Genomic DNA, 20,292 nt, shown 5'->3' with positions numbered 1-20,292 from the left:
TACAGCAATTCCCAAGAATCGACTGCTTTCCTATTTCTCAATAGTTGTCCAAGTACCTGAGCCGCCCATTGTCTTCATGGCGTCGTCAGTTTTATTTGTATTAGTTGTTGTAGTTGTGCTTGTAGTAGTTGTTGTTTCCTTAGTAGTGTCAGTAGGAGTGCCCAACAACAGGTTCAGAATGATAGTGATGATGATAGTTGCCATGATTTCTAGGGGTTAAATCGGTTTATTATGTAACAAAGATTCAAACTGATCAGATGAAAAGAAAAGAAAGTTTTTAGATAAAGGTAACTATCAATATAAAAACATTATTTTATACTTTATTTATAAAATCTATAAATGTATAGACAGATGTTATTGTATCTGCATTTTAATATCTAATTAAGTTTTAAAAGTAACATTAGTCAGTTACATTTAAGCTAAAATTTATTGAAGTTAGTAGTAAAGCGTGCTTTTTGACTTTTAAAAAGCTAACAGATTTCTAATATATAGAATTTTTACTTGATAGTTTGCATGAAGGAAATTAAAAAACTGATTGATATCGTTCTTTCCTGTAGTCAGGCTGAAACAGCTTTGCTTGAACTTCCTAAGCAAAGTGTTAAGGAAAAGAAATTCATTCAGGGAATAGAACTCGGGCATTATTCATCAGATGAGGAGGCTGCAAAAGATCTTTACAATGCTAACCCAAATGATGTAAGGTATAAGATGCTGAAGCACCGGGTTAAAAAGAAGCTCTTTAATGAATTGAATTATGTAAATGCTGAAAAGGTCACCGCGAACTTTGTAAGACAGAAGGAAATTCAGTGTAACAGTCTAATATACCAAGCAAACATAGTACGTGCCCGCTATGAGTTTGACCTGGTGATAAACTTAGCTAACAAAGCACTCGCTGTAGCCCAGGAGTTTGATTTCATTGACCTGAAACTATCTGCACTTGAGCTACTTTGTTTGGGATACTCAGATCAGGGATTGATCAAAAAGTTTGCTGTAGCCCAAGAAGATCTCAAGATGACGATGCAGCGATTCGTTAAGGAACGTGAAGCGATTTCTATGTTCCAGCACATTAACATGCAACTTCGTAAATCAACTAAGACCAGGAAGGAATTTTTGCCTCAGCTGCCAGTTTTAATAGCTCAACTTGAAAAACTATGGCACGAATCAGGCACTTTTAGCACTTACTATGCTTATTACAGGGCCTATATCTGGTATCACGAACTGGAGGGTAATTTCAAGGATATTATTACAATCACAGTAGACGCACTCAGATTGGTTGAGCAGAATAAGATCAACGCGCATCGCTTTGATCTGACTTATAACAACTTTATCATGGTTTATGCTCACCTAAGGGCAAAGCAGCTGAGTGATGGGTTGATGTATGCGCAGGAAAACCTGGGGCTTTACCAGCCGTCTACCCGAAACTGGTTTGCCTATATGGAAAACTATTTCCTGTTGGCCGTGCACGCTCGAAGGTATGATCTGGCGGATATACTGCTGCAGCAAGTAATCGAAAACAGTGCCTTACAAACCATTCCTACCATTGCCAAAGAACGCTGGATGCTGTACCGGTCGTACTTCAGGCTGATTTATCCGCAGGCAGCTGTTCCGGAAGGTGAGGCAAATAATCCATACCTGCTTTCGCTGCCTGAGTACAGCAAAGATAAGCTGGGCTTTAATGTAGCGATCCTCACGTTGCAATTCATTTATTTGTTGGAACGAGGCGAGACAGAAGCGCTGCTTTACCGCATCGAGAGCATCAAGAAATATGTTTCTACGCACCTGAAAGATGCCTTTAGCTTACGTAGTAAGCTTTTCTTAAAGCTGCTGGTACTCACCGTGACAGAAGATTACGATGCGGTGGCTTGCCGTACAAAAGGGGAGGTGCTTTACAAGAAACTGATGGAAACACCGGCTCCTGGAGATGCTTATGCAGAAATTGAAATTGTACCGTATGAGCATTTATGGGATCTGATCCTGCAGATTCTGGCAAAAGCTGAAGTGAATTTGAAGGTACGCACACGCTGAATAAATATTTTGCTATATTTCAGCTATGCAAAAAAACAACCCTACCATCACGAGGGCCTGGTGCGTCTATGACTGGGCTAACTCGGTCTATTCGCTCGTCATCATTTCTACGATCTTCCCGATCTACTATAGCGCAGTATCCGAACACCCCGAAACGGCCTCTACCATCGTAAGCTTCTTTGGGCTGGAGCTTCAGAGTTCGGTGCTGTTTTCCTATGCAGTGTCAGGCTCTTTCCTGCTGATCGTGCTCATGAACCCCTTCCTGACAGCCATTGCGGACTACAGTGGCCGTAAGAAGCTGTTTATGCAGCTGTTCTGTTACATGGGATCCATTTCATGCGCCGGGCTCTTCTTTTTTACAAGAGAGACTTTCTCAGTATCGGTTGTGCTTTTCATGCTGGCGTCCATAGGCTTCACCGGGAGTATCGTGTTCTACAACTCATACCTGCCTGAGATCGCCACCGAAGATCAGTATGACCGCTTGAGTGCCCGTGGTTTTGCCATGGGCTATATAGGCAGTGTACTCCTGCTGCTTTTCAATCTCGCCATGATCCTGCAACCGGGGTGGTTTGGGATTGCTGCTGAAAACACAAGTTTGCCGCCGCGCATAGCATTTCTGACGACAGGCATCTGGTGGTTTGGCTTTGCTCAGTACACCTTTTATCATTTGCCAGCCAACGTATACAGACGCAATCCGCAGGGGAGCTGGATCCTGAATGGTGTGAAGGAGCTGCAGAAAGTCCTGAATCAGGTAAAGGAGTTGCACTTACTTAAACGCTACTTGCTGGCCTATTTCTTCTTTAATATGGGGGTGCAGACGGTGATGTATGTGGCCACGCTGTTTGGTATAGAAGAGTTGCAACTGCCAAGCGATAACCTTATCATTACCATTTTGATCATTCAACTGGTGGCCATTGCCGGTGCCTACGGTTTTGCAGCACTCTCAGCCAGATATGGCAACATCAGAGCTCTGATCATCGCTGTCATTATATGGATTGGGATATGCATAGCAGCCTATTTTATCACCACCGCATATGAATTTTATGCCCTGGCGGCTGTAGTTGGCTCCGTGATGGGAGGCATTCAGTCGCTCTCCCGATCGACCTATTCCAAACTGATTCCGGCCACCACACAGGATCATGCTTCTTATTTTAGCTTTTATGATGTGACCGAGAAAGTTTCGATCATGCTCGGTACCCTGGCTTACGGAGCGGTTGCGCAGGTAACTGGTTCGATGCGCTACAGCATCCTGGCACTGATTATCTTCTTCGTGTTAGGCCTTATCTTCCTTTCGCTCATCAAAGGTAAAAAGTCCCTGGAGCCGCAAGGCGAAACAGAGGCAGTAGCTAGCTAGGTATAGCTGACGTGCCTAAACCAAAAGCGGCAGCCTGATCAGGCTGCCGCTTTTGGTTTAGATTGGGAGTTGAATGCTCACTTGTTTCTTGTAGTTTGCTGATTATTTGGAGCACGATTCGGACAGATTACAACCTCCCTAAAAGAAGTTACCATTTTATACCTGTCTCTGAAACCGTTTGCCCTTCTAGCACGACCTTACATTATAAAGTCTCTGCCTGCTAAACTCTCAAACTCAATCCTACTTTTTGTATACCTGTACTCCATTCACGTAGGTGCGGAGTACTTGCAGGTCACGCATCTGGTCGTTTGGAACTTTCATCAGGTCACGATCTACGATGATGAAGTCAGCGAACTTGCCAGGCTCAATGCTGCCTTTTTCTTTTTCTTCGAAAGCAGCTTTCGCAGCCCAGATTGTCATACCGCGCAAAGCTTCTTCGCGGCTCAGGGCATTCTCCATCTGGAAGCCGCCTTCTGGCCAGTTTTCGCCATCCTGACGGGCTACTGCTGCATGGAAACCATAAACAGGGTTAATATCCTCAACCGGGAAGTCACTTCCGAGTGGCATATAACCGTTCTGATCGAGCAGTTGCTTGAATGGGTAGGCATGTGCAATGCGTTCTTTACCGAGGCGGTCACCAGCCCAGTACATATCCGATGTAGCATGCGTAGGCTGCACTGATGGCAGTACGCTATACCTGCCAAACTTGTCCATATCGGCTGGGTTGATGATCTGAGAGTGCTCTATACGCCAGCGCTTGTCGTTTTTACCACCCAGTACTTCACCGTAGATGTCGAGCAGCAAGCGGTTGGCAGAGTCGCCAATGGCGTGGGTGTTCATCTGGAAACCATGCTGGTTGAGCAGCTTGGCTATGTCGCGGAACTCCTGTTCAGAAGCCAGCAAAAAGCCGTAATGATTATGGCGGTCGCTGTAGGGTTTGAGCAGGTTGGCACCACGGGAGCCCAATGCACCATCAGAGTATACCTTGAAGGAGCGCACGTTCAGGCGGTCAGTCTTGTAAGGTCCGTTTGCGAAATAGTGATCCTGGTTTACCTTGCCCGGATTCATCATGGCGTACACGCGCATTTGCAGTTCACCGTTCTTGTGCATGGCATCCATCAGGTCAACGGTTGATTTGTCCAGACCGGCATCCGCAACAGAGGTAAGGCCCACTTCAAAGCAGTTCTTCTCAGCATTCTGCAAGGCCTGTCGCTGCTCCTGTTCGTCCGCTTCAGGTATAACAGCTGTTACTTTATCAATGGCATTGTCGATCAGGATACCGGTCATTTTGCCACCTTCCACTTCCACCAGGCCACCCACCATTTTTGTTTGTGGTGTTATACCTGCCAAATCCAGTGCTTTCTGGTTTACAAGTGCGGCATGGCCGTCAATGCGGGTAAGGATGATGGGCGTGTCCGGGAAGAGTTGGTCCAGCGTGTCCTTTGTCGGGAATTCCTTCACCGCCCAGTCGTTCTGGTCCCAGCCGCGTCCTGTAATCCAGTCTGCTTCCGGATAGGCTTTTTGCTGGTCCACAACCTTCTGCACCACTTCTTTGAACGAGGTGGTGCCTACCAGGTCAGCCGATTGCAGGGCCAGGCCATAACGGAAAAAGTGGGCGTGTCCATCGATCAGGCCGGGGTAGATGGTTTTGCCTTCAGCATCTAGTTCTTCAGTGGCGCTATACTTGGCCCGGATGTCAGCTGTCGTACCCACTGCCACGATCTTGCCGTCTTTCACGGCAAAGGCCTCGGCCTGGTCAAAGTTCTCGTTCACGGTGTACACGTTGCCATTGTACACGATCAGGTCAACCGACTCACTGCCGGTGTTGGTGGTGTTGCAGCTACTCAGGAGGGTGAGGCCCAGCAGGGCAGTGGCTGCAAAGGAACGTAGTGTTTTTTTCATGTATCTGCTTATTCGAAACGCATGTGTTTCACTGACTCACCCGAATTGATCAGCTCGATCAGGGAGTCTATACCTATACTGAGGTGTTTTTCTACATAATTAGTGGTCACCAGCTTGTCGCTCTCAGAGGTTTTCACACCTTCCGGAATCATCGGGTTGTCCGATACGAGCAGCAGGGCACCGTGCGGGATTTCGTTGATGAAGCCTACCGTAAAAATCGTGGCGGTCTCCATGTCGATGCCCATGGCACGGATCTGGCGCAGGTACTCTTTAAAGTCCTCATCATGCTCCCACACGCGACGATTGGTAGTGTACACCGTACCGGTCCAATAGTCCATCTCGTGCTTCTTGATCATAGACGATACGGCACGCTGCAGACGGAAAGACGGCAGAGCCGGGATTTCTGGTGGCAGGTAGTCATCGGACGTACCCTCGCCGCGGATAGCCGCGATTGGGAGGATCAGGTCACCGATAGCTGTTTTTCTTTTCAAACCACCACACTTACCCAGAAAAAGGGCTGCTTTCGGCTTGATGGCGGAGAGCAGATCCATCACGGTGGCCGCCATGGCGCTGCCCATACCGAAGTTGATGATGGTGATGTTATTGGCCGTCGCCGTTTGCATCGGTTTGTCGAGGCCTTTTATCTCCACGCCGAAACGGTCGGCGAACATACGCACATAATTGATAAAGTTCGTGAGCAGGATATACTCGCCAAATTCATCTAAAGGCACACCGGTATACCTTGGTAACCAGTCGCCTACAATTTCTTCTTTGCTCTTCATGTTTTAAATATAAGTAATTAGGTATAAAAAAGCCGCCTTGGCAAGGGAGAGTTTGCTGGGGCGGAGGCTGTAAATTTGGTAAATTGCGGTATGGAAATGCTGAACTTACCGACATTTGATTACAAAATTAAGCATTCTGGCGCTAATGTCATGATATTTGATGCGCTTCGCCGCAAATATGTGCTGCTTACGCCAGAAGAGTGGGTTCGTCAGCACTTCGTGCATTTCCTGATCGGGACCTACCGCTATCCTAAAAGCCTTATCAGTATTGAACGGGGCACTACCTACAACAAGTTGCAGAAACGCACCGATATGTGTGTGTACGATCAGGAAGGCAAACCTTATCTGCTTGTCGAGTGCAAGGCTGCGCATGTACCCATTACGCAGGATGTCGTGAAACAGGTATCAGTGTACAATCAGGTACTGCAAGCCCGCTATGTAGTCATCACCAATGGCATGGAGCACTACTGCTGGGAAGTGGATTTTGAGACGCGGCAGTTTACACCGTTGCAAGGTATACCACCGGCTTCCGGAGTGGAGGTATAGGGCTTAGGGTTTACAAAAATTGCTTTTTTAGGGTTTCCAGCTTACTTTTTCTGCAGCCAGAAATACAGGTCATTAGCCACCATTTTGTTTTTGAAGTACTGCACATAGGCTTTCAGTTGCTGTTCATGTGCAGTATTTGCCTGTTCGACAGGTGCCAGTTCCGGGAAAGTATGGAAGCGTAGTTCGTCCGATGCCGTTAACTCTGTCACACCTTCCTGCTGCACCAGGTAATACGACATCCCATTGTAAATGATTGCATGACCCGTTGCGGCACTGTCAAGCACCGACTGTCCGAATAGCAGCAGTTTATCGCTCGGTAATCTTAAGTAATCTACAATCGTCGGCAGGATATCGGCATGCTGCGTCACCTTCTGCACATCAGCCTTCAGTTTTTTTGCCGGATGAAACAATAGGAGCGGTACCCGGTGATAACCCAGTTCCTGCTGGTACTCCGGTCGTATGCTTTTCTGGGTATGGTCGGCTACCAGTATAAACAGGGTATTCTCGTACCAGGGCTGCTGGGAAGCTGTTTTGAAAAATTCCCGCAGGGCATAATCAGCATAACCCACAGACTCGTGTATTTCCAGTTCGCCTTTCGGGAACCTGCCTTTGTACTGGGCGGGCACGGTATAAGGCTGGTGTGAGCTGAGCGTAAAGACAGTGCTGAAGAAGGGCTGAGGGAATGTGCTCATTTCCTGCACCGTGTACTGCAGGTAAGGCTCATCAAAGATACCCCAGTTGCCGTCAAAATGCTTTGCCCGGAACTCTGAAGGATACTCATCCAACCCATAGTAGTGCTGTATACCTGCCATTTGGGTATACTGATTGAAACCCATGGTGCCGTTAATCGCGCCGTGGAAAAAGGCAGTTGTATAGCCAGCGTTTCGCAGCAGATGCCCGGCGCTGTATACTGTGTTGGACTGGTAAGGGGAAGTGATGTAAGGATCAGGCAGGAGCGAAGGCAGCCCCGACAGGATGGAAGGCAGCGCCTCAATGGATTTGCGGCCATTAGCAAAGCTGTTGCGGAAAAGAAGCCCCTCACTGGCCAGCGAGTCCAGAAAAGGGGTATAGCCCTCGCCGTTGTTCAGAGCTCCTACATACTCGGAGGCAAAGCTTTCCAGAATGACCAGCACCACGTTTTCCTGAATCGGCTCCCCGGCAGGTATAGCATACCTGCCCGGCTTAACTGGCAAACTGGCCAGCATTTCTTCGTCTGACGCAAAAAAGTGTTTTTCTTCTAAAGTGGTTTTGCCTATGCTCTTGATAAATGTAAAAGGTGTATTAAGCGAAAGGTGCCCCAAGGAAGCATGCTCGTGCACAAAAGCGTGTGCCGGGCGCAATGGCTTTAGCTGTATACCGCCTCGTATACCCAACACTACAAAACCCGCTACCAACAGCAGACGCAGGTAGCGCAGCCAAAGCACAGGTTTTTGATCAGGTATAGCAGCGGGCTTTGGGTATAGCTTGATGATCGCGAAGACCAGGCCTGCAAAGACAAGGCCCATGTACCAGTAATAGCTGGCCAGTTGCCCTAATTGCCCCAGTACATCGCCTGTAATGGTAAACACCTCATTGCCCGATCGCCTGCCTATGAACTTAAAGAACTCTACATCGACGAGCGCCAGGGCGATAAATGGTGCGTTGGTGAGCACAAACAGCCACTGAAGTACACGTTGGTAGGAGGGGTGCTGCAGGTTACCGTGGGGCAGCAGCGACAGCAGTATGAACAGGGAGTTTATGATCACCAGTGCCGCTACATCAAAGCGGAATCCGTGCACAAAGGCCAATGCCACCTGCCCGGCGGAGGCTTCGGCAAAGTGATCGAAGTTAAAGACGAAGAAAACGGCACGCAGCAAGGTATAGAGCAGAAAAACAAGCCCTAGGCGCCGCAGCAGCACTTGAAATGAACTGTCAAACATCTGTTTAATAAGAGAATCTTAGCATCATGGCTGTCTCTGTAGGGAGACATGCCGGCATTGGAACACAAAGATACCGAAAATGGTGCGCTTTACGATAGTCTGCACAAAACAGGAGCGCCTTCCCGAACAGATCAGGAAGGCGCTCCATTTATAGAAAGGCTATACCTTAATTAAAGAACAGAGTTAACGTCTGTGTACTCCAGGTTGAAGGCTTCTGCCACACCTTTGTACACTACTTTGCCCTGTACCACGTTCAAGCCCAGCTTCAGCTCATTGCTGTCTGCGCAAGCCTGCTTCCAGCCTTTGTTCGCCAGTTGGATAGCGTAAGGCAGGGTAGCGTTGGTAAGAGCCAGTGTTGAAGTGTAAGGAACGGCACCAGGCATGTTGGCTACGCAGTAGTGCACTACATCATCGATGATGTAAGTTGGGTTCTCGTGCGTAGTCGGCTTGCAGGTTTCGATGCAACCACCCTGGTCAACTGCCACGTCTACTACCACTGTACCCGGACGCATTTCCTTCAGCATGTCGCGTGTGATCAGGTGAGGAGCCTTAGCGCCTGGGATCAACACAGCGCCAATGATCAGGTCATGCGTAGGGAGAAGTTCGCGGATGTTGTATTCATTAGACATGAAAGTGTTCACGTTGGCTGGCATGATATCGTCCAGGTAACGCAGACGGGCCAGGTTCGTGTCAAGGATGGTTACGTCGGCACCCATACCTGCGGCCATTTTGGCTGCGTTGGTACCTACCACACCACCGCCCAGGATCATCACCTTGGCAGGACGCACACCTGGTACGCCACCCAGCAGAATACCACGGCCTTTCAGTGGTTTCTCCAGGTACTTGGCACCTTCCTGTATTGACATGCGGCCGGCAACTTCTGACATAGGCACCAGCAATGGAAGGCTTCTGTCAGCGCGCTCTACCGTTTCGTAAGAAAGGCAAACCGCTTTTTGCTTGATCATAGCGTGCGTAAGCGGCTCGTATGAAGCAAAGTGGAAATAGGTAAACAGCAACTGGTCTTCTTTGATCAGGCTGTACTCCGACTCAATCGGCTCTTTCACCTTGATGATCATCTCAGCGATACCGTATACCTCTTCAATGCTAGGCAGGATAGAAGCACCAGCCTGGGTATACATATCATCCGGGAAGCCGCTGCCTTCGCCGGCAGTAGCTTGTACGTACACGGTGTGGCCATTGCGCACCAGTTCCACCACGCCGGCTGGAGTTACGCCTACGCGGTTTTCGTTATTCTTGATTTCCTTTGGAACACCAATAATCATGTCGTTCTATTTATAGTATTAGATATTGGAAAAGCTGCGCAAATATACCATATCTATCTTGAAATAAAAGGCTAAACAAGAAACCTGCTTTAAGATTGTATAAACATTTGCACGCGGTTGATTTAAAGGGATTTGGAATAGGATGGGAGGGGGTATGATCCTGTACGACAGACGGACTTGAACAAGCGATCGGGGAGTGAATGATGGGGATACTTTCAAATTGTATCCTACTTATTCCAAAATGCCAGAACCAAAAGGTATAAAATGAAAAAAGGCAGTGATAAAATCACTGCCATTAGTACAAAATAAAACTATGAAAAAAACTATCTGAAAGGTACTGGCTGATTGCCTTCCCTTAACATATTCTTTTGAGCCAGACTCTCTACTACATTTGCCTTCAGCGTGAGCTTAAGGTCTGGCATTACAATATCATTTGAAACGATGGTTACTACCTCATTTTGCTCCTTTAACATTGTAGGAATGTAGGTTAGTTCCAAAGTTGCCTGCTGTCCCGGTTTTAATGCTGGTTCCGAAACTTTATAGGTTACACAGTTGCAGTTTGACTTCACGCCCTGCACTACAAGGTCCTGCCGACCTGTGTTTTTGATTGTGAACTTTGCCACCGCTTTTTGTCCTTTTTCAAGTTTTCCGAAGCTGTGTGAAGTAGTTCCAACAGCCAAACGCGGTGAGTTTGCTTTTTGTTCCGGCGTGTAACTAGTTTTTAAATCTTTTGGTCCAACCTCTCCTTTAATGAAGATAACAGCCTGAGGTGTAGCAGCATTTGAGATCACAGAAATAGACTTGTGAAAGGGCCCGGGACGGCCGTTGCTGTTGTACATCGCCTTGATCACGCCTGTTTTGCCTGGCATGATGGGGTCTTTAGTCCACTCCGGTGTGGTGCAACCGCAAGATGGCTGTACCTGCGCTATAACCACAGGCTTGTCGCCTACGTTCTTCACTACAAACTCGTAAGAAGCGATCATACCTTCGGCAAATGTGCCAAAATCGTGGGTCTCTTTCTCAAACTTGAGCTCGCCCTGCGCCTGGGCTGAAAAACCAGCCAACAGAAGGCTAAGGAATGTAAGGAAGTAAAATTTTCTGTTCATAATGCGAAGTAAAGAAATTTTGCGAAAGTAAAAAGAGGTTCTGCAAACAAACAAAGATATAAAATCTTTTGACAAAAAAACAGTAACAATTCCTATGCCTGATTAGGCGGCAGAAGGGCCCTAATTTGATTTTAGGCTAATCTTCTGTACTTTTGAAGAGAAAATCCATCATTAGCTTTTACAGACAAGACATGCAAACTGCTGAAGCATCTATAACTCAAAGACTAAGCACTCAGGAAATACTCAACGACTATCGTATTGCGTGGGAGAGCCGCCATGCGAGCCTTGCCGGCCGCAAGGAGGTTTTTATGGGTAAAGCCAAGTTCGGTATTTTCGGCGATGGCAAAGAAGTTGCCCAGCTGGCCATGGCCAAGTTCTTCCAGAATGGCGATTTTCGCTCTGGCTATTACCGTGACCAGACTTTTATGTTCGCCATTGGCGAACTGACGCTCCAGCAGTACTTTGCTCAATTATATGCGCATACCGATGTGGAGGCCGAGCCTTCCACAGCCGGTCGTGCGATGAACGGACACTTCGGTACCCGCCTGCTCGACGAGGAGGGCAATTGGAAAAACCTGATGGAGCAAAAAAACTCCAGCTCTGATATTTCGCCTACCGCTTCGCAAATGCCACGCCTGGTAGGTCTGGCTTATGCTTCTAAGCTGTATCGCCAAAACCCTGATTTGCAGGGGATGCAGCAGTTTTCAGTGAACGGCAACGAGGTGGCTTTCGGTACGATCGGTAACGCTTCCACCTCAGAAGGCATGTTCTTCGAGGCCATCAACGCAGCTGGCGTATTACAGGTGCCGATGCTGGTATCAGTATGGGACGATGGCTACGGTATTTCTGTGCCGGCTGAGTACCAGACGACCAAAGGCAGTATTTCTGAAATTCTGGCCGGTTTCCAGCGCAACAGTCGCGAGGAGCAGGGCTACGAGATATTTAAAGTGAAAGGCTGGGACTATGCCGCCCTCTGCGAAGCCTACGAAGCAGCCGTAAAGGTATGCCGCGAAGAACATGTGCCTGTATTGGTGCATGTGGAAGAGGTAACACAGCCGCAGGGGCACTCTACTTCTGGTTCGCACGAGCGCTATAAGTCTAAAGACCGTCTGGCTTGGGAAGCAGAGTATGACTGCCTCGTGAAGATGCGCGAATGGATGCTGTCTAATGAGATAGCAACTACTGACCAGCTTGATCAGATTGAAAATGAAGCCAAAGAAGCCGTGCGCCAGGCTCGTACTGCCGCCTGGACCGCTTTTGCAGATAGCATCAAGGCCGATCACGAGGAGGCTCTGAAGCTAATGGATAACCTGGCAGCTGCCAGTGAGCATATCACAGAGATCGCCACTATTACTGAAGAGCTTCGCAAAACGTCAACTCCTATCCGCAGCGATGCGGTGAGAGCAGTACGCAAAGTATTGCGCTACGTGCGTGACGAAAACAACCAGGCCAAGCGTGAACTGGTGGGTTGGCTGGAGCAGACCATGGGGGAAAATGCGGATCGTTTCAACTCCTATTTATATAGCCAGTCTGAAGAGGCTGCTCTGTTAGTAGAGGAAATCAAGCCTGAGTTTGCCGAGGATGCCCCTGTGGTAGACGGCCGTGAGGTGCTGCAGGCCTGCTTTGATGCCATGCTGGCCCGTGATCCACGTGTGTTCGCTATCGGCGAGGACGTTGGTCGCATCGGTGACGTAAACCAAGCTTTCGCCGGACTGCAGGAGAAGCACGGAGAGCTGCGCGTAACCGACACAGGTATACGCGAGTGTACGATCATCGGACAAGGTATAGGAGCCGCCCTGCGTGGCCTGCGCCCAATCACCGAGATCCAATACCTCGACTACTTATTATATGCTATTCAGATCCTGTCTGACGACGTGGCCTGTTTGCAGTACCGCACCAAAGGAGGCCAGAAAGCACCGTTGATCGTGCGTACCCGTGGCCACCGCCTGGAAGGCATCTGGCATTCCGGTTCTCCGATCGGTATGATCCTGCATAGCATCAGAGGTATGCATGTGTTAGTACCGCGTGATATGACGCAGGCGGCGGGTTTCTACAACACACTGCTTAAGTCTGATGAGCCGGCGCTGGTAATAGAATGTCTCAACGGCTATCGTTTGAAAGAGCGAATTCCTAGCAACGTTGGTGAGTTTACTGTGCCGCTTGGTAAGCCGGAAGTATTGAAGGAGGGCACTGATATCACCATCGTGACTTACGGCTCTATGTGCCGCATTGTGATGGATGCCGCTCGTCAGTTGGAAGAGTTTGGTATATCGGCTGAGGTGGTAGACGTGCAATCTTTGCTGCCGTTTGACCTGGAGCACATGATCACAGACTCCATCCGCAAGACAAACCGCGTTCTGTTTGCTGACGAGGACGTGCCAGGAGGGGCAACAGCCTATATGATGCAGCAGGTGGTGGACGAGCAGGGCGCTTGGCGTTACCTGGATTCCAAGCCACAGTGCCTGTCAGCGCATGCGCACCGTCCGCCGTACTCATCTGACGGCGACTACTTCTCTAAGCCGAATCCGGAGGATGTGTTTGAGGCGGTATACGAGATCATGCACGAAGCTGATCCAAAGGCTTATCCTACGATCTACTAATTAGGTAGTGCTATAAAAAGAGAGAGGCCCTGTACCAAATGATACAGGGCCTCTCTCTTTTTATACTTTAATGAAGCGGTCAGCCACCTACTGCTGGCTGAAATAAGGTTATTTCGTCTGTTGTCACGACATTGCTGCGGTTTGGTACAGGAGTGGTGCGGTCGTAGATGTAGATGTCAAATTTAATGACAGCACCGGGGCGCAGCAAGGGGAATTCGGATGCGTTGATCTCGTTGATGCTGTATTTGATCTCGCCTTCCAGCGGTTCCGGGCGATCATCAGCTGACAGACGCTGGAAGCGACCCGAGAACTGAAAGCCTGGCACTGGGAAAGGGTAGGGCTCAAAGCGGGAATTACTTGGATTGTTCGGATCCTGTACTTTGATGTACATCACGGTATGAAAATTCTGCTCGTACTGGGAGCCTTCATTAAAAGGAGGCTGAAAGTCTTCGGAATCCCGGTTACTGGAAAGGCCCAGGTTGCCGTCTCCGTCTTTAAAGCCGATGACCAGCACAAGTGAATCTCGTAAAGAGGTGATATCCGGCCTTTGAGGGAATGGCGTATCCACAAAATGGTACTGCTCCACACGCCTGAATTCAATTTCGGGTACTACGTCATAGACAGGCTCTTTACGGCAGGAGCTAAGGGCCAGCAGCAATAGCAGGCTAGGCGCACCATACTTTAGCAAGTATCTCATGTGGGATCTCAGAAAATGAAGCTAAATTTACTAAATCAAACGAACAGATACAGGAATTGTTATAAATAATTTGGATGGACTTCAAAGCCCAACATTTGCAGTTATTACTAGCAGAACAGTCTTTCGATTTTAAAGAAACTGCCCTGGCCCTTTTCAGGTACCAGGCTGAGCATAATCAGGTATACCATGAATATCTGCAGCATTTAGGCCGCGATCCAAAGCAGGTCACTCAGCTCGAGGATATTCCTTTTCTGCCGATTGAGTTTTTCAAGACGCACGAGGTCAAAACCGGTACTTTCGAACCTGAGGTGACCTTCTATAGTAGCGGCACCACCCAAATGACGCGCAGTCAGCACCAGGTAGCCAGCTTAGAATGGTACCTGCGCACCACAAAACGAATTTTCGAGTCATTCTACGATCCTTTGACTGACTATGTAGTGCTGGCGCTGCTGCCTTCATACCTGGAGCAGGGTGGTTCATCACTCGTGGCCATGGTCGATTATTTTGTCAAGCAGTCGGGGCAGGAGGAGGAAGGCTTCTACCTGCGTAACCATAATGACCTGTTACAAACTGTAAAAAGGGCACAGCAGAAAAGAAAAAAAGTACTGCTGATTGGGGTATCCTACGCCCTGCTTGACTGGGCTGATGAACTGAAAGGGCAGGAGGATTTCAGCCATGTGACCATCATGGAAACCGGTGGTATGAAGGGGCGCCGTCGGGAAATGATACGGGAAGAACTGCACGCCTACCTGAAGAAGGGTTTCGGGGTGGACGCCATTCATTCAGAATACGGCATGACGGAGCTGCTGTCGCAGGCTTATTCGCTGGGTGATGGTCTTTTCCATCCGGGCTATACCTTGCGGGTACTCCTACGCGATCTCAACGATCCTTTCGACATCCGTCCGGATATGCGCTCAGGCGGCATCAACGTCATCGACCTGGCCAATGTAGACTCTTGTGCTTTTATTGAGACGAAGGATATCGGGCGCTTGAAGCCGGACGGGACCTTTGAAGTATTGGGTCGATTTGATAACTCTGACATACGGGGCTGTAATCTATTGATCGCCTAACATCCGGTTGCCTAACATCCAAAACATCTATCTTCCGTTTAAGCTGCCCATGGGTTATGTATTTTTTATTGCACTGGTAGCAGGTATGCTGCTGCTGTTTTACAGGTGGGCCACCCGCAAGGAGCGTCACCGCAAGCAGATTCTGAAGAAAGGCTTTCCGGTGGAGTGGCGCAAGATCCTGCAAGACCGTGTAGGCTTTTACCATACTTTAAAAACCGAAGAGGAGAAACAGCGCTTTGAACGAAAACTTCTTCTTTTTGTGTCTGAGAAGCGCATCACAGGTATAGACACAGAGGTAGACGACACAACGAAGGTGCTGGTTGGTTCCAGCGCTATCATTCCGATTTTCGGTTTCAAGGACTGGGAGTACCATAACCTGGGAGAGGTGCTGGTGTTCCCTGGCAGTATACACCGATACAAGAATCAGGATAACGAAGCTGTTTCGGAGGTACTGGGACGCGTGAACCCATTTCAGAATGATCATTACGTCACCTTGTCCAAACCGGCGCTGGAACAGGGCTTCAATGACATGGCCGACCGTAAGAATGTAGGTATACACGAGTTTGCGCACATGCTCGATCAGGCCGACGGCGAGATAGACGGTGTACCTAAAGCTTACTTACCGGATGAGTTGCTGCAGCCCTGGGAAGAGCTGATGTACCGCAAGATCAGCCAGATCGAAAAGGGGAAGTCGGACATCAACAATTATGGGGCGACCAGCGAAGCAGAATTCTTTGCGGTGGTCACGGAGTATTTCTTTGAGAAGCCGGACCAGTTGGCTGAAAAGCACCCGCGCTTGTACGAAATGCTGACCAAAGTCTTTCAGCAGAATCCTAAGAGGCGGTTTCGTATCAACTTTCGGGAATTGCTCAACCCTTATGGTAAGCGCCTGGGGCGGAACGAACCATGCCCGTGTGGCAGCGGGAAGAAGTACAAGCAATGCTGTATGCTGAAGAAGGGCAAAGCGGCAGCGTAATTGGATTGCTTAAAAGTGTAAAGACTGGTTTCTAAGTAGCTCATACACTGCGGCAATAGCTAACCTCAAACAGTACGACAGGTATAAAATAAAAGCGCCCCGGCCAATTGGTCGGGGCGCTTTGCATAGATGAGTATAAGATATGGTTAAGAGCCGGCAGGACGGGCATAAGCCTTGGCGTCTTCCAGCGACACTTCCTGACCGCTCATGATCACTAGGCGTTCTACCACGTTGCGTAATTCACGCACGTTGCCGCGCCAGTCCAGCGTCTTTAAGTATTCCAGCGCATCGTTTGTGATGGCCTTTGGCTTGTTGCCGTAGTCATTGGCGATGTCCTGCAGAAACTTCTGCACCAGATCAGGTATATCCTCGCGGCGCTCGTTCAGCGGCGGCACATGGATCAGGATCACCCCCAAACGATGGTACAAGTCTTCGCGGAAGGTCTTGGCTTCAATCTCTTCCAGCAGGTTCTTGTTTGTAGCAGCCAGCACACGCACATCCACCTGGATGTCTTTGTCGCCACCTACACGGGTGATTTTATGCTCCTGCAAAGCACGCAGCACTTTGGCCTGTGCTGACAGACTCATATCGCCCACCTCGTCCAGGAAGAGCGTACCGCCATTGGCCTGCTCAAACTTGCCAATGCGCTGCTTCACAGCGGAGGTAAAAGAGCCCTTTTCGTGGCCAAACAGCTCACTTTCGATTAGTTCACTCGGTATAGCGGCGCAGTTTACCTCTATCAGCGGACCATTGGCGCGGTTGCTATGCTCATGTATGGCACGTGCCACCAACTCCTTACCCGATCCGTTCGGGCCAGTGATCAGCACACGGGCATCAGTAGGGGCTACCTTTTCGATCGCCTGCTTGACGCGGCCCAGCGCTTCTGAAGTACCCACCATTTCGTAGGTCTTCGATATTTTCTTTTTGAGGATCTTGGTTTCGGTCACCAGGTTCGACTTGTCCAGCGCATTGCGCACGGACACCAGCAGACGGTTCAGATCCGGTGGTTTCTGCAGGAAATCGTAGGCACCCTTTTTGGTAGCCTCCACGGCCGTGTCGATGGTGCCATGCGCTGATATCATGATAAAAGGAGTGTCAGGTGCCATTTCCATGGCTTTTTCCAGCACTTCTATACCATCCATACCTGGCATTTTGATGTCGCAGAGCACGACATCATACTTCGACTTGCCAATCTGGTGCAGGCCTTTCTGGCCGTCCTCGGCTTCGTCTACGGTATAGTTTTCAAACTCCAGGATCTCTTTCAGGGTGCTGCGAATGGCCCGTTCGTCATCTATAATCAGGATTTTGGGCATATTTTTTTCGTTCGTTTTATGCTGTAAACGGTAAGTATAGAAAATAAACAGCCGCTAATCAAGCGGCTGCAGCATTTGTACGATAAATCTAAAAATTTAGCTACCCGTCAGGTATAAACCGGTATTAAGAATTCGTGAAGTTGATCACGCTGTACAGTTCCGGCTCCAGGAAAGGACCGCCCGGATAACCTGCCGTATAATCGAAGTTGATCCAAAGCTCTCCGTTGGTTTCGTGGAAGTGAATTTTACCGCCGGTCACTTCATCCGGGAAAAGTGAACGCACCGCATAGCTTACCTTGTCCAGGTCTTCCACGGTTCCCATTTTTACTTCTGTATACATATGGTTAGGTGAGATCACGATGCGGGCCTCACCGCCAATGGCCATAATAGAAGAAGCCATCAGGATGGCATAATCGTCGCAGTCGCCGGCCAGCAGCTTGATGCTCTCGGTAGGAGGCGAGTAATAGTCGAGGCCCAGCGGGTCATTTACATAGCGCCAGCTGTTGCGTACATGCTTAAAGAGCGAGAAGTAGCGCACCATCTTGCCATACTTGCGGTAGTACTCGTCATGAAAAAAGCGGGTGGAGTTCTCGACAGCAAAGGAGCGCACCACAGGGTGGGTCGGCTGCATGGCACTTTTCACGCGGCGCTCTTGAAAGTAAGTACCCCGCACCGGTTTGAAATAAGATACTTTGCTGGAGTTGCTGGTCATGTTCACCAGCATGGCATTGTAATCGGCGTAAAGGTTCTCTACTGTATAATCGTCGAAGGTGCTGTTGAAGAACATGGCTCCCATGATGCCTACAAAGAGGAGGAGGATCAGCTTTTTGCTGATGGTGGTCACAATCACCGAGACAATGGCCGCCAGAATAACGCACAGCAGGAAATTCAGCTCATAGTCGATGAAGCTGATAGGGGGTAAGTAAAAGCTGATCAGAACCGCCATCGGGAATACGATGATGATCTGAATGAACCGAACTAAAAACGTAGTCAGATTGGAGAGCTTAAACAATTGCGTCATGATTCCCTGCTTTTGTGGTTTCTGGCGCCTATAGCCCTTCTGGCTTTATAAGTGCATTGGCTTGAATTATCTTATACCTGTAACGCAAAATCCGGGCCTTTTTACTCACTTCTATTCCTGAAAATTTTAAATTATTTACCTGCGTGGCGGTATGCTGATAATTTCGGCAATATTTTCCATAATCAGAAAGCCTTTTCAGGCAAAAAGGTTAAAATTTAGTTAAAAGTGCCTGTTTTGAGAGGTCTCCTCTCGCAAAGCTTCATTTTACCACGTAAATTGAGTACATCATCGCATCAGCATGGTATTCTGCACTATGAAAAAAACAATTTACTTGCTCTTTGCCTTCTGCCTCTTTGCCTGTACTGCGGCGTGGGGACAGCAGCTGCAACGCCGTCCTTTCCTGGGTGTACAGGTATCGCCGGTCACCGACTCGCTGGCCGCTGCTAATCGCCTTTCCGGTACCCAGGGAGCCTTTGTGAGGCGCGTGATCCCCAATAGCACAGCCGCTGCCCTCAAGCTACAGGTCGGCGACGTGATTGTGCGTGTCAACGGTACACCTATCAACAACTACATGGACGTGCCCGCGATGGCCCGTCAGTTTCGCACAGGAGAGTTTGTGACACTCGATCTCAATCGCAAGGGTAAGCAGACCACTGTAAAAGGAAAAGTACAACCTATGCCTTTCGAAACCGACCCGAATGCGGAGGTAAGGTATGGGGAGGTGCCCCTTCCTGACAATCGCTATGCCCGCTCCATCCTGAAAAAGCTAAAAGGTAAAGGCCGCTTCCCGACCATATTTTTTGTGCAGGGCTATGGTTGCAGCAGCCTGGATAACCTGCCGGCCGAAGACCCGCAGCGACAGCTGATCGATGGCCTGGTAGCCCGGGGCTACGCCGTTTTCAGAATGGACAAGCCCGGTTCCGGTGACAGCCAGGGAAGCAAGCCCTGTACCGAGATCGGCTATCAGGAAGAACTTGAGGCTTTCACTGCCGGTCTGAAGCTGCTGAAGCAGGACCCTGCCGTTGATCCGGAGAATGTGTTCCTGTTCGGTCATTCCCTTGGCGGCAACACGGCGCCGCTGATGGCCGCCCAGGAGAAAGTCAAAGGCCTGATGGTGTACGGCATCACCGGAAAGCCCTGGTTTGAATACCTGCTGGAGGTATACCGTGACCAACGCACCCTCCTGGGGGCTGATTACGTGCAGGTTGACCAGGACATGCGAACTGTGGTGCCGTTGCTCTATGAGTTTATGATCCTGAAAAAAACTCCGGAGGAACTGGCAAAGAATCCTGCTTACCGCACTGCGTTGGAAAACATCATGGACTATGATGGGCAAGGGCACCTGTATGGCCGGCATTACACCTTCCTGCAGGATCTGCAGGACCTCCCCATGAGCCAGGCATGGCGCGATGCCAATGCCTATACCTTGGCAATCTATGGAGAGGCCGATGTGGCCGCTCTGGACCCATCAGGTGCTCAGTTAGTTGTGAACCTGGTCAACAGCTACCATCCTGGCAAAGCTACTTTTGAATTGCTGCCCCGTACCGACCATGGTTTTATGGAGGTAGGGACCATGCAGGAGCACGTAAAGAGGCGTGGAAGTGCCGAAGAGAGTACTTTCCGGCCCAGGTTCAACCAGAAGTTAGTGGAGTTAGTGGACACCTGGATGAAAGACAAAATAAAAAGAGCGTAGCCGTCGGC

16 protein-coding genes are annotated in these 20,292 nt (G+C 49.2%); 7 read left to right on the top strand and 9 right to left on the bottom strand.

All coding sequences use genetic code 11. The annotated features are described in order from the left end of the window. Window positions 1-30 precede the first annotated feature (30 nt). Window positions 31-204: a hypothetical protein gene (locus tag I0P70_RS18115; protein ID WP_196120570.1), complete on the bottom strand. Its 174-nt coding sequence runs from the start codon at window positions 202-204 to the stop codon at window positions 31-33. Window positions 205-513: 309 nt separating this feature from the next. Here I0P70_RS18115 and I0P70_RS18110 point away from each other — a divergent pair, with 309 nt between their 5' ends. Beyond that, the gene (locus I0P70_RS18110) at window positions 514-2,022 is read left to right on the top strand and encodes a hypothetical protein (protein ID WP_196120569.1); all 1,509 of its coding nucleotides are present in this window, start codon (window positions 514-516) and stop codon (window positions 2,020-2,022) included. A 25-nt stretch (window positions 2,023-2,047) separates the two neighbouring features. Next, window positions 2,048-3,376, top strand: coding sequence for an MFS transporter (locus tag I0P70_RS18105; RefSeq protein WP_196120568.1), 1,329 nt, complete (start codon window positions 2,048-2,050; stop codon window positions 3,374-3,376). 240 nt (window positions 3,377-3,616) lie between these two features. Here the strand turns inward: I0P70_RS18105 and I0P70_RS18100 are convergent, their stop codons facing one another. Both I0P70_RS18100 and I0P70_RS18095 read right to left on the bottom strand, forming a co-directional pair. Further along, a complete protein-coding gene (locus I0P70_RS18100) occupies window positions 3,617-5,278 on the bottom strand; it encodes an amidohydrolase (RefSeq protein WP_196120567.1) in 1,662 nt (553 codons plus the stop codon). Between the two features lie 8 nt (window positions 5,279-5,286). Continuing rightward, entirely contained in the window at window positions 5,287-6,060 is a 774-nt protein-coding gene (locus I0P70_RS18095) for an AMP nucleosidase (protein WP_007655911.1), read from the bottom strand. A 90-nt stretch (window positions 6,061-6,150) separates the two neighbouring features. Here I0P70_RS18095 and I0P70_RS18090 point away from each other — a divergent pair, with 90 nt between their 5' ends. Beyond that, the gene (locus I0P70_RS18090; protein ID WP_196120566.1) at window positions 6,151-6,606 is read left to right on the top strand and encodes a type I restriction enzyme HsdR N-terminal domain-containing protein; all 456 of its coding nucleotides are present in this window, start codon (window positions 6,151-6,153) and stop codon (window positions 6,604-6,606) included. Window positions 6,607-6,647: 41 nt separating this feature from the next. Here I0P70_RS18090 and I0P70_RS18085 read toward each other — a convergent pair whose 3' ends face one another. The 3 genes from I0P70_RS18085 to I0P70_RS18075 form a co-directional block, all read right to left on the bottom strand. Further along, on the bottom strand, window positions 6,648-8,525 hold the full coding sequence (locus tag I0P70_RS18085) for an LTA synthase family protein (RefSeq protein WP_196120565.1): 1,878 nt from the start codon (window positions 8,523-8,525) through the stop codon (window positions 6,648-6,650). A gap of 170 nt (window positions 8,526-8,695) precedes the next feature. Further along, on the bottom strand, window positions 8,696-9,808 hold the full coding sequence (gene ald / locus I0P70_RS18080) for an alanine dehydrogenase (RefSeq protein WP_007655908.1): 1,113 nt from the start codon (window positions 9,806-9,808) through the stop codon (window positions 8,696-8,698). A 323-nt stretch (window positions 9,809-10,131) separates the two neighbouring features. Continuing rightward, window positions 10,132-10,914 carry a DUF1573 domain-containing protein gene (locus I0P70_RS18075; protein ID WP_196120564.1) on the bottom strand — a complete coding sequence of 261 codons (783 nt, stop codon included), beginning with the start codon at window positions 10,912-10,914 and terminating at the stop codon, window positions 10,132-10,134. A gap of 191 nt (window positions 10,915-11,105) precedes the next feature. Here I0P70_RS18075 and I0P70_RS18070 point away from each other — a divergent pair, with 191 nt between their 5' ends. Beyond that, a complete protein-coding gene (locus I0P70_RS18070; RefSeq protein WP_196120563.1) occupies window positions 11,106-13,514 on the top strand; it encodes a thiamine pyrophosphate-dependent enzyme in 2,409 nt (802 codons plus the stop codon). A 79-nt stretch (window positions 13,515-13,593) separates the two neighbouring features. On the opposite strand, the gene I0P70_RS18065 is transcribed toward I0P70_RS18070, so the two are convergent. Further along, a complete protein-coding gene (locus I0P70_RS18065; RefSeq protein ID WP_196120562.1) occupies window positions 13,594-14,211 on the bottom strand; it encodes a hypothetical protein in 618 nt (205 codons plus the stop codon). Between the two features lie 74 nt (window positions 14,212-14,285). Here I0P70_RS18065 and I0P70_RS18060 point away from each other — a divergent pair, with 74 nt between their 5' ends. Both I0P70_RS18060 and I0P70_RS18055 read left to right on the top strand, forming a co-directional pair. After that, window positions 14,286-15,281, top strand: coding sequence for an acyl transferase (locus tag I0P70_RS18060; protein ID WP_196120561.1), 996 nt, complete (start codon window positions 14,286-14,288; stop codon window positions 15,279-15,281). A gap of 49 nt (window positions 15,282-15,330) precedes the next feature. Continuing rightward, entirely contained in the window at window positions 15,331-16,257 is a 927-nt protein-coding gene (locus tag I0P70_RS18055; RefSeq protein ID WP_196120560.1) for a zinc-dependent peptidase, read from the top strand. Window positions 16,258-16,403: 146 nt separating this feature from the next. On the opposite strand, the gene I0P70_RS18050 is transcribed toward I0P70_RS18055, so the two are convergent. Together I0P70_RS18050 and I0P70_RS18045 are read right to left on the bottom strand one after the other, a co-directional pair. After that, complete coding sequence (locus I0P70_RS18050; protein ID WP_196120559.1) at window positions 16,404-17,570, bottom strand: sigma-54 dependent transcriptional regulator; 1,167 nt, start codon at window positions 17,568-17,570, stop codon at window positions 16,404-16,406. Window positions 17,571-17,694: 124 nt separating this feature from the next. Further along, a complete protein-coding gene (locus tag I0P70_RS18045) occupies window positions 17,695-18,591 on the bottom strand; it encodes a transglutaminase (protein WP_196120558.1) in 897 nt (298 codons plus the stop codon). A 313-nt stretch (window positions 18,592-18,904) separates the two neighbouring features. Between I0P70_RS18045 and I0P70_RS18040 the strand changes: the two genes are divergently transcribed. After that, window positions 18,905-20,284 (top strand): alpha/beta fold hydrolase, encoded by a 1,380-nt coding sequence (locus I0P70_RS18040; RefSeq protein WP_196120557.1) that lies wholly within the window; start codon window positions 18,905-18,907, stop codon window positions 20,282-20,284. Window positions 20,285-20,292: the final 8 nt, after the last annotated feature.

The organism is Pontibacter sp. FD36 (assembly GCF_015686655.1).
GTDB lineage: Bacteria > Bacteroidota > Bacteroidia > Cytophagales > Hymenobacteraceae > Pontibacter.
The sequence above is the reverse complement of the archived record's forward strand: the minus strand, read 5'-3'. Positions and strand labels throughout refer to the sequence as shown.

Bases quoted from the DNA above. Each gene is read 5' to 3' on its own strand.
- I0P70_RS18070 (WP_196120563.1), top strand. From the start codon at position 11,106: ATGCAAACTGCTGAAGCATCTATAACTCAAAGACTAAGCACTCAGGAA.
- I0P70_RS18040 (WP_196120557.1), top strand. From the start codon at position 18,905: ATGAAAAAAACAATTTACTTGCTCTTTGCCTTCTGCCTCTTTGCCTGT.
- I0P70_RS18055 (WP_196120560.1), top strand. From the start codon at position 15,331: ATGGGTTATGTATTTTTTATTGCACTGGTAGCAGGTATGCTGCTGCTG.
- I0P70_RS18095 (WP_007655911.1), bottom strand. From the start codon at position 6,060: ATGAAGAGCAAAGAAGAAATTGTAGGCGACTGGTTACCAAGGTATACC.
- I0P70_RS18075 (WP_196120564.1), bottom strand. From the start codon at position 10,914: ATGAACAGAAAATTTTACTTCCTTACATTCCTTAGCCTTCTGTTGGCT.
- I0P70_RS18065 (WP_196120562.1), bottom strand. From the start codon at position 14,211: ATGAGATACTTGCTAAAGTATGGTGCGCCTAGCCTGCTATTGCTGCTG.
- I0P70_RS18050 (WP_196120559.1), bottom strand. From the start codon at position 17,570: ATGCCCAAAATCCTGATTATAGATGACGAACGGGCCATTCGCAGCACC.
- ald (WP_007655908.1), bottom strand. From the start codon at position 9,808: ATGATTATTGGTGTTCCAAAGGAAATCAAGAATAACGAAAACCGCGTA.
- I0P70_RS18100 (WP_196120567.1), bottom strand. From the start codon at position 5,278: ATGAAAAAAACACTACGTTCCTTTGCAGCCACTGCCCTGCTGGGCCTC.
- I0P70_RS18090 (WP_196120566.1), top strand. From the start codon at position 6,151: ATGGAAATGCTGAACTTACCGACATTTGATTACAAAATTAAGCATTCT.
- I0P70_RS18110 (WP_196120569.1), top strand. From the start codon at position 514: ATGAAGGAAATTAAAAAACTGATTGATATCGTTCTTTCCTGTAGTCAG.
- I0P70_RS18115 (WP_196120570.1), bottom strand. From the start codon at position 204: ATGGCAACTATCATCATCACTATCATTCTGAACCTGTTGTTGGGCACT.
- I0P70_RS18045 (WP_196120558.1), bottom strand. From the start codon at position 18,591: ATGACGCAATTGTTTAAGCTCTCCAATCTGACTACGTTTTTAGTTCGG.
- I0P70_RS18060 (WP_196120561.1), top strand. From the start codon at position 14,286: ATGGACTTCAAAGCCCAACATTTGCAGTTATTACTAGCAGAACAGTCT.
- I0P70_RS18085 (WP_196120565.1), bottom strand. From the start codon at position 8,525: ATGTTTGACAGTTCATTTCAAGTGCTGCTGCGGCGCCTAGGGCTTGTT.
- I0P70_RS18105 (WP_196120568.1), top strand. From the start codon at position 2,048: ATGCAAAAAAACAACCCTACCATCACGAGGGCCTGGTGCGTCTATGAC.